We start from the raw sequence: 14121 nt of genomic DNA, 5'->3' as shown, positions 1-14121 counted from the left end.
ATCTTATTGCAATAATAACCCCTATAACTAAAATGCCTATACTAAAAAATATCAAAAGGCTCGTCTCATTTCTTTGGTTTATATTTCACTGCGTATACTCTGGTCAAGTAAGTGAATAGAACAATCCTATAAATAAAGAATGGCCACAAACGCTGTTAAATCAGCGTTTGCGGCCACCTTCTTATTTCTAACCTTGTTCATTTTAGAACAAAAACGTCCCAGGAGGACGTAAATATACGCCGAGAAACGTTGTTGTTACGGCATTTACAACTATCTTGTGTTGTATTTGTGTTGCGTTTAAACAAATCCGATCCACGCTGAACTTCTCTCTATCTTTAATAACCATAAAAAAACTTCAACTAATTATCGTTCTTCTCCAACCAGTCATTCAGCCAATCCTTCTCTTCTTTTGATAATTCCGTGACTTCATCAGCTCTATTTATAACATTATGCCAGTTAGCATCTTCCCACTCTAAGTAATTTTCCCATTCACGGATAGTTTTTTTCGCCTTCTCCGTTTCAATCTGTTGCTTTGTCTTAAAAGGAATTATTTCAGCCAATGTAAACACCCCACTACAGCTTTTTTATTCCTTCTATTTTATTATAGTACACCTTGAGTAGCAAAGATCTTCTTCAACTAAAGCACTCGTTAGTTGAAGTAGAAAAGTAAAGCTGATTCAACGATTGCATCCAATGATGGAATTGCAAAAAATATTTATTTTATTAAATAACTTTAGAAGATCACCGTTGTATTTGTTTAAGCAAGGTTCTTCTTATTTCCCTGTTTCACCAAATCGCTTAATTCGTTCACCAATTTCGTCACGAACACGCTGAAATTCGGACCAGTCTTTTCCTGCTGGATCATCGAATCCCCAGTGATCACGCTTCACATGTGGTGGTGTCATTGGACATTTGTCGGCTGCATCGCCACACAATGTCACCACTAAATCCGCATTGTTTAAGATTTCAGGTTCAATAATGTCTGATGTTTGGCTCGATATATCAATACCAGCTTCTTTCATAGCCTTAACAGCACTGGGATTTAAGCCGTGAGCTTCGATTCCTGCACTTTTAACTTCCCATTCTTCGCCCAATATTTTTTTTGCCCAGCCTTCTGCCATCTGGCTTCTGCAAGAATTACCTGTACACAAGAAATAAATTGATTTTTTCGACATAACTAATTCTCCTTTAGTAAAGTAGTAATGATAGATAGAGCCCGAGTAATGTGATAAATAGGATTGGGATGGTTAACACAATACCTGTTTTAAAATAAGTTCCCCATGAAATCTTGACACCTTTTTGGGATAGAACATGTAACCACACCAAGGTTGCCAAAGAGCCGATGGGTGTAATTTTGGGACCTAGGTCAGATCCAATGACATTCGCATAAATAAGAGCTTCCCGAATGGTACCAGAGGTATTGGTTTCAGCAATCGCTAATGCATCAATCATGACAGTTGGCATGTTATTCATGATCGATGATAGAAAGGCTGCAATAAAGCCCATTCCAATCGTTGCAGCAAACAATCCCTGTTCGGCAGTTGCCTGAATGACGCTTGCCAAGGAATCCGTTAGCCATGCATTTCCTAAACCATACACGACCACATACATCCCGATCGAGAAAAACACGATATTCCACGGTGCACCTTTTACAACTGTTTTTGTACTAACGGCACTGCTTCTTCTTGCCATCAATAAAAAGAAGATGGCAATGCCCCCTGCAACAAATGAAACGGGGATTTGGGTGAATTCGCTTGAAAAGTAGCCAATCAGCAATACCCCAAGCACATACCAGGAAAGTCGAAACATTTTGATGTCCCTGATGGCTTCTGCTGGCGTTCTTAATTTAGATAGGTCATACGAACCTGGAATACTTCGTTTAAAATAAAGTAATAGGATCGTAATCGTTGCGATAAGCGAGAAAAGGTTCGGGATGATCATTCTTGAAGCATACTCCACGAACCCGATATTGAAGAAATCAGCCGATACAATGTTGACTAAGTTACTGACAACGAACGGAAGGGACGTCGTATCTGCAATAAATCCACTCGCCATAATGAATGGAAAGATCATTTTCTCTGTAAACTGCAAATTACGAACCATTGCTAACACGATAGGCGTCAGGATTAAGGCAGCTCCATCGTTGGCAAACAATGCAGCAACGATGGCTCCCAAAATACTCACATAAACAAACATTTTGATGCCATTGCCGTTGGCAACCCTCGCCATATGAAGTGCTGCCCATTCAAATAATCCAATCTCATCTAGTATTAATGAAATGATGATAATTGCCACAAAAGATAAGGTTGCATTCCAAGTAATACCGATTACTTCGTTGACATCGCCAAAATCGACGACTCCTACCAGTAAGGCTAATACGGCTCCACCAATAGCAGACCAACCGATATTCAACCCTTTTGGCTGCCAGATGACAAGAATAAGTGTTGCTACAAAAATTATTGTTGCTAATATTGCTGTAATCACTATTAAACCTCCATTAATTCACGATGTGCTTCTTCTTAGCAGCAGGAATTGCTTACATCTCCAGCCACACAGCAAGCCGATTCTATCTTATGGACATCGCTGTCAGCTTTCGTATAGAAAAACTCCCACTCATTTCCGTCTGGATCTGTTACCCAGAATTTATCCTGCACGGCATAACAGCACGTTGTATCCATCTCATCGCGTGCAAAGAATCCTTCTTTTTCGAGTCTTTCCTTATGAGCTGTAATTTCTTCGCTCGTTTCCACTTGAAAACCGAAATGATTGACCTGATTCCCCTTTACTTCATCGCGAACATTCAGTGTAAAATTCAGCCCAGGACTTTCAAGCAGAAATTTTGCATAATCAGCTTTTACTTTAACTGGTTCTGCTCCAAATACCTTTTGGTAAAACGCAATGGATTCCTCTAGATTCGTAACGTTAACGCCAACATGAACATATTTCATGAACAATTCCTCCCAAGGTTTTGGTATATCAAAAAAAATTGATTTAATCCCTAAAAAAATTTAGCAGCAGCTTCCTTTTCCAGTCTTTCTAAATACGCAACACAGTTCTTCGGACAGTAAATTGTTTACTTCTTCATCGTTCAAATCATAATAGTTCCATGTTCCTTTTGTTTCCTTCGTTATCAGGTTTGCATCCAGTAGGATTTTAAGGTGATAAGACAATTTTGATTGGGACATGTCGAATATTTCCGTTAGATCACATACACAACTTTGTCCTCTTTGGCAGAGTTCATACATGATTTCTAGTCGCTTTTGATCGGCTAAGGCTTTAAACTTCATTTCATATTGCCCAAATTGATTTGTCATTTCAGTATATACACTTACCTTTCATCAATTTTTTTTGATGTTAAAAGTATATGCGAAATCGGTCTGTTTATGCAACTACTAAATCAACTTTTTTTGATTTATTAAAAACGGCATGGGTATACGCAGAAAAAGCAATTTACCTCGTTGAAGAAATTCCAAGATAAAAAGCTCAATTTTCCTGTATTAAAGTTAGGAAATTATGGTCCGATTGTTGAACACAAGTTATTCATCACTCTTCAACTAACCCGTTAGTTTAAGTGAAAACTTTCACAATATTTAACTTTATTTCGCCACAAATCTTACAACACAGCATAAATTTATTTAGCGTCTCCAATTTGTTTGCAAATTGATGTGCTAACTAATGTATTATATCCATTGAAGTATTGATGTAGTAACAAAAAAGGAGACACTAATTCATAAGTGAATTGTGTCTCCGAATAGATTGTTATTGAATGTTTACTCCCCATGGAAACGTACCCATAACCAATAATGAACAGCTTTCACTCTGTCAAGGTTATTCTCATATAGTAAAGGCTTTGAAGCTACCTTCGTCATTCAAAGCAGTAATCAGTATAACTTCATCAGAAAAATGCTGAACTGTCTCTGCATTGTTCCCCAACACAAGAGAAAGTACATTAAAATCCATTTTCTCCTTCTTCCAAATAAACGATTTGATAAACGAATCTTTTAGGCTGTCCTCTCCGTCTGTTATAAAAATGAGATCAGATTTCTTGAATTTGCTGGTCTCGATAATCGAAACTGCTTTAGTTAGCGGTAGGTTGAAATCCGTTCCTCCACTTAAAAATGTTTGTGCTAATTCAATCAAGTCTGCGGCTTTTATTTTACCTTTCTCATATACTTTTACAACAGTGCGAGTGGAAAACAAGACCAAACAAAAATCTCTTTTCTGCTTTTTGGCAATGGATAATAACGCAAGCGCAAATCCTTTAGATTGAGAGTCACGTTTACGCATGCTTCCCGACTGGTCAAGACAGAGAACGATAGGACCTTTGCCAAGTGCGTCTTTCCCGTTTTGCTCGAACATCATCGTTTGTCTCTCAGAAAACCGCCGCAAGAAATCTATTTTGGTTGTTGGATGTTTATACAAACCCAATTCAATTGGCAGTAACTTCTCAATAATATCCCCAGTTATAACACCTTCCATCTCGATTCCTTCGTTAAATTTCGATTTCTGCTTTTTAGTCGCTATTCTTTTAAACCGACCAGCCCAATCCGCGATTTCCATCAAACGTTTATCTGTGGCAACTTTTTCAGCCAAGGATATTTGGTCGCGAAGTGGTACTCTCTTCAATTCGGCTTCTCCGCTCCCCGAACCAATGCCACCCATCAATGATTTCAAGTCTGCTTTCGCTTGTCTTGTTTCTCGTGCAGCTTGGGACATACGATTCGAAAAGCTATGGCTATTATTTTGAAGTGATTGTTGTATCTGACTGTCTAAACCAGCCATCGCTTGCGAAAGATCGGACTGCAACTGTTCATTTCCGTTTCCTTCCCCTCTTTGCTGTTCCTGTTTTTCAAGTTGCCTTTGCATCGCTTGAATTTCCTGCATCTTTTTTCGAAGTTCACTATCTTGCATTTTTTGGTCAGTCAACCATTGATTCGTCTTCTCTCCAAATTTCAAAGTGCCGATGGCTGACGATAAATCATCCAATCGGGTGAAGCTACGATAGTTTTCGAATGACTCATCCGCCATGATTCTCTCCATCAATGATTTATTGACTTTGAGATCGCCAGAAACCTCTTCTTCCTTAATTTCCGGTTTCATCTTATATAAGGAGGCCCATATGTCAGCCAATAAAGGTTCGAATGTTGGCAACTCCCCTTCATCCCTTACCTTCTGTATTCCTTGAGACATGCTATAAATCTCATTAAAACGTCTTTTGTCAAACGCGTCAGTATTTAATACCGAACGGTTTTCTATGCTTGTTGTCATTCCCATCACATTGAACACTTCCCTTCAGATAATTAAAAGATGCCGAAGGAATCCCCTCGACATCTAATTTACTTCCTTCAGCTTTTTAATACGGCATCTTATCTCTTCTATTAATAAGAGGCTTAAAAGTCTATTGGTTCCAAGATGCTGTCCAATATTTCCTGCTGCATGGATTTTAATTGATTCAGAACTGGATCAATGTCAGCTTCCCGACTCTGATTATGTTTTGAGAGCTTATTCAAATCAGCAACCAAAGCTTTCAGTTTCTGAGTAGCTTCCATTCCAGCATCGGTTGAATTATCTTTCAACATGGAATTAAACACTTCCTGAGCCTCGTTCTGAATGATTTCAATAGCCCTTGTCACGACGTCTTGAGCATGACTACGGACAATAAGGGATACCGTATCTTTCTGATTAACCGTTTCCCAAAGAGCATTTTCAAGAATGACAATATCGTCAACCTTTACAAATTGCCGCTGATTGATTAATGCCTTCGCCCGTAGGACACTTAATGATTGCTTGAAACGCCTATCCGAGGGACGAATCCCTTCATCCCTTAATTCCATGCGGATTTTGGACAAGGTCTCGTAGACTTCATCAGGAATGGCTACCATGTCAGTGAAGAACTGTAGTTGCACCAATTCTTCCATTGTCATGGACGGCATAGCTTGATGTTGTCCATCCCCTTTCATCATGGAAATAAAATTCGTTTCATCCGCAATATAGTCAATTTCAAACCGCAATAGGAACCTGTCGAAAAGGGCTTCCAGTCCCTCCCCCTCTTCTGGATACTCATTCGAGGCACCGATGACAGACATCAAAGGAACCTTGACGGGCGATCCGTTATTATAGAAGAGCCTTTCATTAATTAGCGTCAAAAGACTGTTTAAGATAGCGCTGTTCGCTTTGAAGATTTCATCTAGGAAAACGAGATTCGCCTCTGGCATTTTGCATGCTGTATTACGCTTGTACACACCCTTTTCAAGGTCCTTTAGTGATAACGGACCGAATACTTCTTCGGGAGTACTGAACCTTGTCAGTAGCCACTGGAAGTATTCTGTGCCTTGCACTATCTTTGCGAGTTCTACTGATAATGCAGATTTTGCAGTACCAGCTGGACCAATCATCAACATGTGCTGCCGTGACAATAGGGCGATTAAGATAGCTTCCACTTCATCTTCTCTTTCGAAGAATTTTGCATTCAACGCATTTTTGATTTCCTCTAGCTTTGAAAAGTTATTCGTCATTGATAATCCATCCCTTCATTTTCTTCTTTTACAATGGAAAAGGAAGCAGAATTGATTTCCCAATCCACGCTTCCTTTGATTCATCCATGCTCATTTATTACAAGTAGATAAAACAAGTAATTCCTGTTCTTTTAATTGCAACTCACGTTCTTTAAGTTCATTCGCACGTTCCAATTCATTGGAGATTTTCTTTAAGTGTTCAACTATAACTGCTACATCCTTTTGCATAAAATTTCCTACCCATCATCGTCTGAAAGAATTCAGGCATTTTAATCCCCCCTTTTTAAGATAAATCCGTGACCATTCGAGTAATTTCAGAACGGATCTTCATGATTTTCTGTTCAAGCTGCACTGCTTCGTCTTGAACGATTCCTTTATAGTTTTTATAGTTCGAGATGACAGAGTTCGCATTTTCAATGATCTCTTTCACTTGCCCTTTTCTCAGACTTCCGCTTGTTTTACAGTCGTTTAAAATGGATTCCAAATGCTCATTCAATTTCGCATTAACCATATTCCGATTATCGAATGTATTGACGACTGGAATCTTAAACCCTTCGCTATTTTCGAGGGAAGATGTGAATTTAACCAACTTCGCCAATCCTTCGGTGTGCGAATCTGGAACGAAGTATATTCCTCCATGTGGACGCACAGGTGTAGGCGCAAGAGACTGTAGAATTTTATTGACCATCACCCTCAATTGCTGGGCTGAATAATTATCCTTATAGATATTGAATTTCTGCTCAGCTTCTATGCAAAGCTCTTTAGCCGTCTCATTCTCGTATAGAAATGTGATTGACTCATTCTTCTTGTCTAACGTAATTACACCGGCTCTGCTGTTATAATCAAGCCTCTTTCCGGCCTGATTCACAGATTCAACAACAATATTCCGTTGCACATGATCCTTATCCGAAAAAACCTCCCGGATCAGATAATTCTCAGATACTCCCGTCTGTGAAGTGGCTTTTCGTGTTTCAATCTCTTTTGTGGCCCGTCGGAAAGCATCAGCTGACCGAATGGCATTTGGCATCCACTCTTCATCCAAACCCGACTGAATAAGACGTTCTTTTAAGTCTGCTGTTTTTATCAATTGTTTCCCTACACTAAACCACATGAGATGACCAAGTACTCCCTCATGGTTTTCATTTTGGACAGCTGTCATGTTCTCAAGATTGATTGACATGCTAATCAACTTCCTTCCTATATTATTTTTATAGATACAAAAACGCATCTACTTAGCTTTCAGCTAAAAAAGATGCGTTTTGATTAACCCTTGTTTACATTTCATATTCCAACCAGCCGACTGATCATCTCCTTACATCCGACTTGTTAATAAAACAAAAAAAGCCGATTTCATCCCAGAGGACTCAATCGACTTTTAATATATATCAAGCTAATTGCGTAAATAATGTATGGTAGTCTGCGTTACGGCACATTTTTGACAAAACAGTCTGCCTAATTCCCTCTTCCCAATAGAAGATATGAAGGCTAACAAATTTATGCCGATTCTCTTTCCAAAATTTTGAAAAGTGTAACGGCTTCACTAATTAAACAGTGACTTAAATACATTAGAAATATGTTACTAGATTATCAAAATCTGCTACGCTTCGCAAATATGTCGATTAATGGTCGCGTATTACTTACTGATTTAGAATATCGTTTCAGGCTAAGGATTTAAAGAGATTGAAGATGTTGATATTATTGGTGGTTGGTTCCAATATAAGAAACGGCATTCACCTAGATTGTTATGAAAGAGCTTTTATACGTAAAAAAGGTGTTATTAATATCCGGAGAAAAGTACTGCTTCTCTTGCGGCTACATTACTATTTCTCGCAAACTCAATGGAATACACGCCATTGGTTAAATGAAGAAATAGCTATTACTAAATTACAAAGTTGCTCACTTTTTAAAAAAGCTGACCATAGTCGCTACATTTGAACCTTCTATGTATTTTGTATCTGGGATGAACAACACTTCCATGAAAAAATGCGGGAATCTCGATTGGCCGTATTAAATCAGATATACTATAGCTAAAATGACTTAAAGGAACTATTATGGATCAATTTTTTTTAGACATTGTACAAAATGAAAGACCGTTCGCATGGCTTTATCAATTTTTTTTGATGGTACTCGTATCAATGATTCCCTTTGCGCCAATTCCTGTAATAGCTGCATTCATTGCAAGTAATCATGCGTTTTTTCCTGGTCTTGCAATTAACATGCTCGGGACAACGCTCGGTTCCTTCTTTTTATTTCTCTTAAGTAAAAGCTTACTGCGCCATGTCGCACTAAAATATTTAACAAAGAGGCAGTTTTTAACGAGATACCTTGCTTTAATTGAAAAAAACGGATTTTTAGCTGTACTGCTCGGTCGCATCATTCCGGTTTTACCTTCTGCGGGTATTAATTTAATTGCAGGCATATCTAATGTAAATCTCGGTGCTTTTATCGCTGCAACATTTTTAGGCAAGCTACCAATCATACTAGCCTTTTCACTTACAGGTCATCAAATAGCAGCAGGCAATTGGGATACTATATTTATCGTTGCTCTCTATGTACTCGCACTATTTTTAATAGGGAAAAAATTAAAGCGAAAGTGGAGTCAATAAACCTAGACAACATAAGATAATGGACTATTCCCTCTTTAGACAGAAAGTCCGATGGCATACCAAATCGCGACTTGCCCTCTACATCCATGTTTGGCGTACATGAAAAGAGCTAAACCACGCGGATTTAGCTCTTTTCAGTCTATATGGATACCAAAATAAAATTAAAATAACAATGATGCGGATTCGTTTTACTCAAGCTTTCATTTCGCAGATAGTTCACTTTCGGTAACCCATTTATGATTAGTTACTTCTTCACCACCGGTAGTCGGAGTAAAATCGATCATGTATACAGTAGTTTTTTCAGCTGAATCAATTTCAGCTAATGCCCCTTTCATCCCTTTCATATGGTCTGCCTCTAAGGTGACCTCAGCTCCTGGTTCAAGAGTTTTACCATCAGCATCCTCAATCTCTTCTTGGATAACCCATTTATGATTTTCCACTCTTTCTCCACCAGTTACCGGCGTATATGAAACAGCGTAAGCAGTAGTATCATAAGCACCTACAATTGTTGCTACGGCACCTTTCATTCCTTTCATATGACCAGTTTCAATAATTGCTTCACTTCCTACTTCAAAGGTTGGATTTTCCGCTACTTTTAAGTTTGCCGGAACTTCACCTGAGCTGGAATGGTGGTGCATCTCCATTTCCATATCTTCCTGTTTCGGTTCATTATTGACGTCTGTGTTTTTCTCATTGGTCGTGTTATTCCCACATCCACTTAAACCAATGACTACCGCGAGACCTAAAAGAAGTAAATGCTTCTTCATTTGAATACACCTCTAATTTAACATATTTATGAAAGAAGCTATTCCAAGAAACCGTTTTAGTTTCTCGGGATAGCTCCTACGATGAAGTTTTTTCAGTATGCTTAAGCCACCGCTTGACGGCATGCTTCGGCACATCTTCGGCAAGATTCAGCACAGCGTTTGCAATGATCCTCGTCATGTTTAGCACACTCTTCCGCGCAACGGTCGCAGACATCTGCACAAAGTTCTAAAATCTGATTAGTAAATGGACTGTTACGAGTTATTGCCTGTGCAGCGAATGCACAAACATCGGCACATTCACGATCCAAGCGTATACATTCAGCCATCATCTTAACATCTTCTTCTTTTAAGCATGCATCAAAACAATTATTACATTCCTCTAGGCATTCTAGTATTACTTTTAGGGTTTCTGCGTAATTTGTATTCATAAACTTACCTCCTGAGTTTTTCATTCAGTGTTATTTCTTCCCCTGATGAAATTAATTAAACAGAAAGTGAGCATCTCCTTAAAAAGTCCTTATTTCCACGATATGTTATTCAACCAAATTGCTTTTCCCGTGCCAATAATATTCGCTTAACACATCCGCAAGTGCTTCAACAGTTCGCTGTAATTCCTCTACCGTATTATCGACACCGCCAATTTCTACAATAATAGAATTCGGAGAAAGATCTTGGTTATATACCCCATTACCTTGGCTTTTGTCCTTTTTCAATATTCCTTTTGACAAACTGGGATACTGCTTTGAAAGAACATTATGCACTTCCTCAGCAAAAGAAAGATTCTTTGTGTAATCTTCATGTCCAGTTCCCACAACGAACAATAGCCGGGCATAGTTTTCCCCATTTATTTTTATGGTGGTAGAATCTTTCCGCAATGAATCACGATGTAAGTCTAAGAAAATATCTAAATCTTTATTTTCGCCCCGCGCTGTCCTAACTATTTCTCCTGAAAGCTGATAAGAACTATTATAGTCTAATCCTCGCAAACTTAGTTCTTGGACAATATCAGTTGAATCCACTTTCGTTCCTACTCCTCTTCTTTCCAATGCTTTGCCAAGCATTTCACCAACCAATGTCATATTCGCTTTTGAGTGATAAGCTCCTTCCGGTTTATTTCTGTCTTTTAAATACGGTAAGAAGGATTCCCTGTTATGTGTGTGATAAATAAAAATAACATCTCTGCCGAAAGTCGAGTGTATTGAATCTTTAGGAATCATTTTGGGAGATTTCATATTCGCAAAGATAGCATCAAGATTCTTAAATGTAAGCTCACCATCTTTCAAAAGATCCTTCATGAGCGGTTTGAATTCATCTCTATCTGGTTGTTGCTCTTTACTCTTCATAATTTTTTCATCTGGTGTGCTATTAATAGACATGTTGAATTCTGTAACTGGATTCGGAATACCTGAATGATTGTCTAACGTTTCCATCTCAAAGTTTGAAAAAGAAGAGTCACTTCCAGACGCGGGATTTTCTTTGTTTTCATCTTTCCGAATATATAAAGCAAGCATAGAAACGATTAGTAACCAAATAAAAAATAATACAATTGCAAAATATAAAAGAACAGCGAGCAAGGACTTTTTCTTTTTCTTCTTATTCTTATTCTTATTCTTTGAATATGGCTTGATTTTTGGAAGCATTATTTGGCCTACCTTTAGATAGAATGAAATTTTTTCCTTAGAAGAATTCCAAAACAGCCAGTGTGAACCACTACACACTGGCTGTTACTGCTTTCTAACGCAATTAAATAGATTGATCTTTATTCGACTTTTACTTGTCCCATCATACCATTGTCTTCATGTTCGAGAATATGACAATGGAACATATAAACACCCTTATGATTAAATTGTATAGCTATTTTAACCGTCTCATCTGGTTGAATCGCAATACTGTCTTTCCATCCACGCTCATTTTCCGGCGGTGCTTCTCCATTTCTGGAAATTATTTTGAATTGCGTGCCGTGGATGTGGAATGGATGAATCATACCGCCCATATCGTCCGGCTTATTGTAGATCTCCCACACTTCCATAACCCCTTGCTGTTGTGTGAAGTCAATTCTCTCCGGATCATACTTCTTTCCATTTATCGTTACCATATCCATCATCCCAAAGAGTTCTATCTTCTTTGTGACTGGCAAGTCCATTTCTTCCTCTGTTAATGATATATCATTCATTACACCTGGAATCCTACTAATAGCTCCGCTTTGATCTAAAACCTCAAACGGTAACAGGACTGAGCCATCCTCATTTATTAACGCCAGATCATTTTCTGTATCGAGCTGTGAAAAATCAACAATAATTTCAGCTCTCTCAGAAGGTGTCAGTGTTACTTCTGTTAAAGCGACAGGTTCGTTCAAGAAACCACCGTCTGTTGCGATTTGAACAAAAGAATCACCCGTATTCAATTTGAAAGTGAAGTTCCGAGCATTAGACCCATTTAGTAAACGGAGACGTACTTTCTCTTTGTTTACAGTCAACTTTGGATTGTGAGTTCCATTGATTAGTAACGTATCACCAATTGTTCCGTCATCATTCATGACTTCGCTAAAATTCAATTGTTTCTTATCGTTGAATATTTTATCTTGAAAAATCAAAGGGATATCATTTTTCCCATAAGCAGTTGGCAATCCCAGGCTTTTCGAATTTTCATCCTCGATATAGATCAAACCTGCAAGTCCGTTGTATACCTGTTCAGCGGTTTTTCCTTCGGGATGTGGATGAAACCATAATGTAGAAGCATCTTGTGTCACTTCAAATTCAATCACTCTTTCTTCTCGGGGTTTTAACGCATCATGCGGTCCGCCGTCAACATCCGCTGGTACTTCCAGGCCGTGCCAGTGGAAAGTCGTCGCTTCATCCAACTCATTTATCGTTCTAATTTTAACTTTGTCACCTTTCTCAAAACGGAGCATTGGTCCTAAAAACGACCCGTTGTATCCATACGTTTCAGTTTCAGTCCCATTGAATATTTCGGTCTTTCCTTTTTGTGCCCGAACCGTGTATACGACATCTTCACCGTCATCCTGTTCAAGCATAGTAGGGATTTTCAATTCATTTTCCCCTGTTGAGTCGTTTAACATAACTACCTCGTCATGACTCATATGCCCTTCCATCATTTCACCCATAGTGGAATGATCCATTTCCTCCATTTCATGATTCATTGTTGAATGATCCATTTCCTTCTCAGGCTTAACGTTATTACTACAACCGCTGATAACCAATATACTAATTGCCGCTGCGGCAAGTGTTATCTTGATTCCCATCACTTTTTTCCCCTCTCTATGATTATTTCTATTTTCAGCATAACAAGAACATATGAAAAAAATATGCATGCGACAGGTGTGTCTAAAATTCGTCATAATTAATGCATAGAATTTGCATAGTCTGTGGAATACGAAATAAGAAAACCCATGCCAACTCTTATAGAAGTTGGCATGGGTTCTCTTATTTAGTCTATCGTCGTGACCTTACGCTGTTGTTCTTGCTTGCGCAGCCCATACCGCGTCATACCTCGCGGCTTATAGACCGATAATATTGTGATGATGAGCAATACTAGCAGGCCGCCCCCGGCATGGAGCAATTCACCCCACATCCCTCCAAGATCAGCACTTCCCGTCCCTATCGCAACTTCAGCAAAGAAGCTCACTGTCTGCATATTCAGCAACAAGACGGCAGTCGCTAGTATAGTTAGCAGAAGTTTGAAAAGGACCCAGTAATGCCTTACTAACCCCCACTTGGTTCCCATTGACATAACAAGCCCAGTAAGTAGAGAGAAAAGAGCCAACGGGACAATAGCGAACCAACCAGTCAACTCCATCGCTATCCATACAGCTTGAACTGTCTTAGTATCTTGACTGGAGAGAGCCGCAACAACAAGTATCAGGAAACCAACTACCGCGCCGAGCCAGCCCACCGAAGAAGCGATATGCACAGTGAGTGCTAACTTGCGGAGAGCGGGTTTCATGACCATGGCTGTTCCACACTTTGCTCAACGCCGGTTGAAGACGGTAGGTGGCGACCAGGGCCGTGTTTACCACCACTGACGATCATAATAAGGACGACTAGTAACACTAGAACGATTGCGATTATCCCAGACACTTTTACCCAGCGAGGTGTATTTGAAGTCGTTTTACGGTCAGCCATATGTGTATCCTCCTCTGTTGCACCTCTTTGATAATAATTCTTTCATCTAGATTTCCTCCTTAGTATTCAAACCCAATGCCAATTTAGTATA

Annotated in this window: 16 protein-coding genes; 1 reads left to right on the top strand and 15 read right to left on the bottom strand. The window is 39.0% G+C overall.

Annotation, left to right across the window (positions count from 1 at the left end; translation table 11 throughout):
- Nucleotides 1–359: 359 nt before the first annotated feature.
- The 9 genes from NIT04_RS06645 to NIT04_RS06605 form a co-directional block, all read right to left on the bottom strand.
- On the bottom strand, nucleotides 360–560 hold the full coding sequence (locus NIT04_RS06645) for a hypothetical protein (protein ID WP_252502783.1): 201 nt from the start codon (nucleotides 558–560) through the stop codon (nucleotides 360–362).
- Nucleotides 561–773: 213 nt separating this feature from the next.
- Complete coding sequence (arsC, locus tag NIT04_RS06640; protein WP_252502782.1) at nucleotides 774–1175, bottom strand: arsenate reductase (thioredoxin); 402 nt, start codon at nucleotides 1173–1175, stop codon at nucleotides 774–776.
- 13 nt (nucleotides 1176–1188) lie between these two features.
- Entirely contained in the window at nucleotides 1189–2484 is a 1296-nt protein-coding gene (locus tag NIT04_RS06635) for an arsenic transporter (protein WP_252502781.1), read from the bottom strand.
- 35 nt (nucleotides 2485–2519) lie between these two features.
- Nucleotides 2520–2948, bottom strand: coding sequence for an ArsI/CadI family heavy metal resistance metalloenzyme (locus tag NIT04_RS06630; protein WP_252502780.1), 429 nt, complete (start codon nucleotides 2946–2948; stop codon nucleotides 2520–2522).
- A 60-nt stretch (nucleotides 2949–3008) separates the two neighbouring features.
- Nucleotides 3009–3314: an arsenical resistance operon transcriptional regulator ArsR gene (arsR, locus tag NIT04_RS06625; RefSeq protein WP_252502779.1), complete on the bottom strand. Its 306-nt coding sequence runs from the start codon at nucleotides 3312–3314 to the stop codon at nucleotides 3009–3011.
- A gap of 520 nt (nucleotides 3315–3834) precedes the next feature.
- Nucleotides 3835–5274 (bottom strand): VWA domain-containing protein, encoded by a 1440-nt coding sequence (locus NIT04_RS06620; RefSeq protein ID WP_252503210.1) that lies wholly within the window; start codon nucleotides 5272–5274, stop codon nucleotides 3835–3837.
- A gap of 116 nt (nucleotides 5275–5390) precedes the next feature.
- On the bottom strand, nucleotides 5391–6515 hold the full coding sequence (locus NIT04_RS06615; protein WP_252502778.1) for an AAA family ATPase: 1125 nt from the start codon (nucleotides 6513–6515) through the stop codon (nucleotides 5391–5393).
- A gap of 90 nt (nucleotides 6516–6605) precedes the next feature.
- The gene (locus NIT04_RS06610; protein ID WP_252502777.1) at nucleotides 6606–6743 is read right to left on the bottom strand and encodes a hypothetical protein; all 138 of its coding nucleotides are present in this window, start codon (nucleotides 6741–6743) and stop codon (nucleotides 6606–6608) included.
- Between the two features lie 55 nt (nucleotides 6744–6798).
- Complete coding sequence (locus tag NIT04_RS06605) at nucleotides 6799–7695, bottom strand: DUF6744 family protein (protein ID WP_252502776.1); 897 nt, start codon at nucleotides 7693–7695, stop codon at nucleotides 6799–6801.
- Nucleotides 7696–8566: 871 nt separating this feature from the next.
- Between NIT04_RS06605 and NIT04_RS06600 the strand changes: the two genes are divergently transcribed.
- Complete coding sequence (locus NIT04_RS06600; RefSeq protein ID WP_252502775.1) at nucleotides 8567–9121, top strand: TVP38/TMEM64 family protein; 555 nt, start codon at nucleotides 8567–8569, stop codon at nucleotides 9119–9121.
- Between the two features lie 200 nt (nucleotides 9122–9321).
- Here NIT04_RS06600 and NIT04_RS06595 read toward each other — a convergent pair whose 3' ends face one another.
- From NIT04_RS06595 to NIT04_RS06570, 6 genes are all read right to left on the bottom strand, one after another.
- The gene (locus NIT04_RS06595; protein WP_252502774.1) at nucleotides 9322–9888 is read right to left on the bottom strand and encodes a YdhK family protein; all 567 of its coding nucleotides are present in this window, start codon (nucleotides 9886–9888) and stop codon (nucleotides 9322–9324) included.
- A 101-nt stretch (nucleotides 9889–9989) separates the two neighbouring features.
- A complete protein-coding gene (locus tag NIT04_RS06590) occupies nucleotides 9990–10316 on the bottom strand; it encodes a four-helix bundle copper-binding protein (RefSeq protein ID WP_252502773.1) in 327 nt (108 codons plus the stop codon).
- A 105-nt stretch (nucleotides 10317–10421) separates the two neighbouring features.
- Nucleotides 10422–11528: a stage II sporulation protein P gene (locus NIT04_RS06585; protein WP_252502772.1), complete on the bottom strand. Its 1107-nt coding sequence runs from the start codon at nucleotides 11526–11528 to the stop codon at nucleotides 10422–10424.
- A gap of 119 nt (nucleotides 11529–11647) precedes the next feature.
- Nucleotides 11648–13150, bottom strand: a complete 1503-nt coding sequence (locus NIT04_RS06580) for a multicopper oxidase domain-containing protein (RefSeq protein WP_252502771.1) — start codon at nucleotides 13148–13150, stop codon at nucleotides 11648–11650.
- Between the two features lie 185 nt (nucleotides 13151–13335).
- A complete protein-coding gene (locus NIT04_RS06575) occupies nucleotides 13336–13857 on the bottom strand; it encodes a DUF2269 domain-containing protein (protein WP_251700462.1) in 522 nt (173 codons plus the stop codon).
- Nucleotides 13848–14030 carry a hypothetical protein gene (locus tag NIT04_RS06570; RefSeq protein ID WP_251700461.1) on the bottom strand — a complete coding sequence of 61 codons (183 nt, stop codon included), beginning with the start codon at nucleotides 14028–14030 and terminating at the stop codon, nucleotides 13848–13850. Before NIT04_RS06570 ends, NIT04_RS06575 begins: the two co-directional genes overlap by 10 nt.
- Nucleotides 14031–14121 lie beyond the last annotated feature (91 nt).

Origin of the sequence: Sporosarcina sp. Marseille-Q4943 (genome assembly GCF_943736995.1) — a bacterium.
Classification (GTDB): Bacteria; Bacillota; Bacilli; order Bacillales_A; family Planococcaceae; genus Sporosarcina.
Note: the sequence above shows the minus strand (reverse complement) of the source record. Positions and strands in the feature narration are given on the sequence as shown.

Bases quoted from the DNA above. Each gene is read 5' to 3' on its own strand.
- NIT04_RS06580 (WP_252502771.1), bottom strand. From the start codon at position 13,150: ATGGGAATCAAGATAACACTTGCCGCAGCGGCAATTAGTATATTGGTT.
- NIT04_RS06585 (WP_252502772.1), bottom strand. From the start codon at position 11,528: ATGCTTCCAAAAATCAAGCCATATTCAAAGAATAAGAATAAGAATAAG.
- NIT04_RS06570 (WP_251700461.1), bottom strand. From the start codon at position 14,030: ATGGCTGACCGTAAAACGACTTCAAATACACCTCGCTGGGTAAAAGTG.
- arsR (WP_252502779.1), bottom strand. From the start codon at position 3,314: ATGACAAATCAATTTGGGCAATATGAAATGAAGTTTAAAGCCTTAGCC.
- NIT04_RS06600 (WP_252502775.1), top strand. From the start codon at position 8,567: ATGGATCAATTTTTTTTAGACATTGTACAAAATGAAAGACCGTTCGCA.
- NIT04_RS06620 (WP_252503210.1), bottom strand. From the start codon at position 5,274: ATGGGAATGACAACAAGCATAGAAAACCGTTCGGTATTAAATACTGAC.
- NIT04_RS06595 (WP_252502774.1), bottom strand. From the start codon at position 9,888: ATGAAGAAGCATTTACTTCTTTTAGGTCTCGCGGTAGTCATTGGTTTA.
- NIT04_RS06610 (WP_252502777.1), bottom strand. From the start codon at position 6,743: ATGCAAAAGGATGTAGCAGTTATAGTTGAACACTTAAAGAAAATCTCC.
- NIT04_RS06605 (WP_252502776.1), bottom strand. From the start codon at position 7,695: ATGTCAATCAATCTTGAGAACATGACAGCTGTCCAAAATGAAAACCAT.
- NIT04_RS06590 (WP_252502773.1), bottom strand. From the start codon at position 10,316: ATGAATACAAATTACGCAGAAACCCTAAAAGTAATACTAGAATGCCTA.
- NIT04_RS06575 (WP_251700462.1), bottom strand. From the start codon at position 13,857: ATGGTCATGAAACCCGCTCTCCGCAAGTTAGCACTCACTGTGCATATC.
- arsC (WP_252502782.1), bottom strand. From the start codon at position 1,175: ATGTCGAAAAAATCAATTTATTTCTTGTGTACAGGTAATTCTTGCAGA.
- NIT04_RS06615 (WP_252502778.1), bottom strand. From the start codon at position 6,515: ATGACGAATAACTTTTCAAAGCTAGAGGAAATCAAAAATGCGTTGAAT.
- NIT04_RS06630 (WP_252502780.1), bottom strand. From the start codon at position 2,948: ATGAAATATGTTCATGTTGGCGTTAACGTTACGAATCTAGAGGAATCC.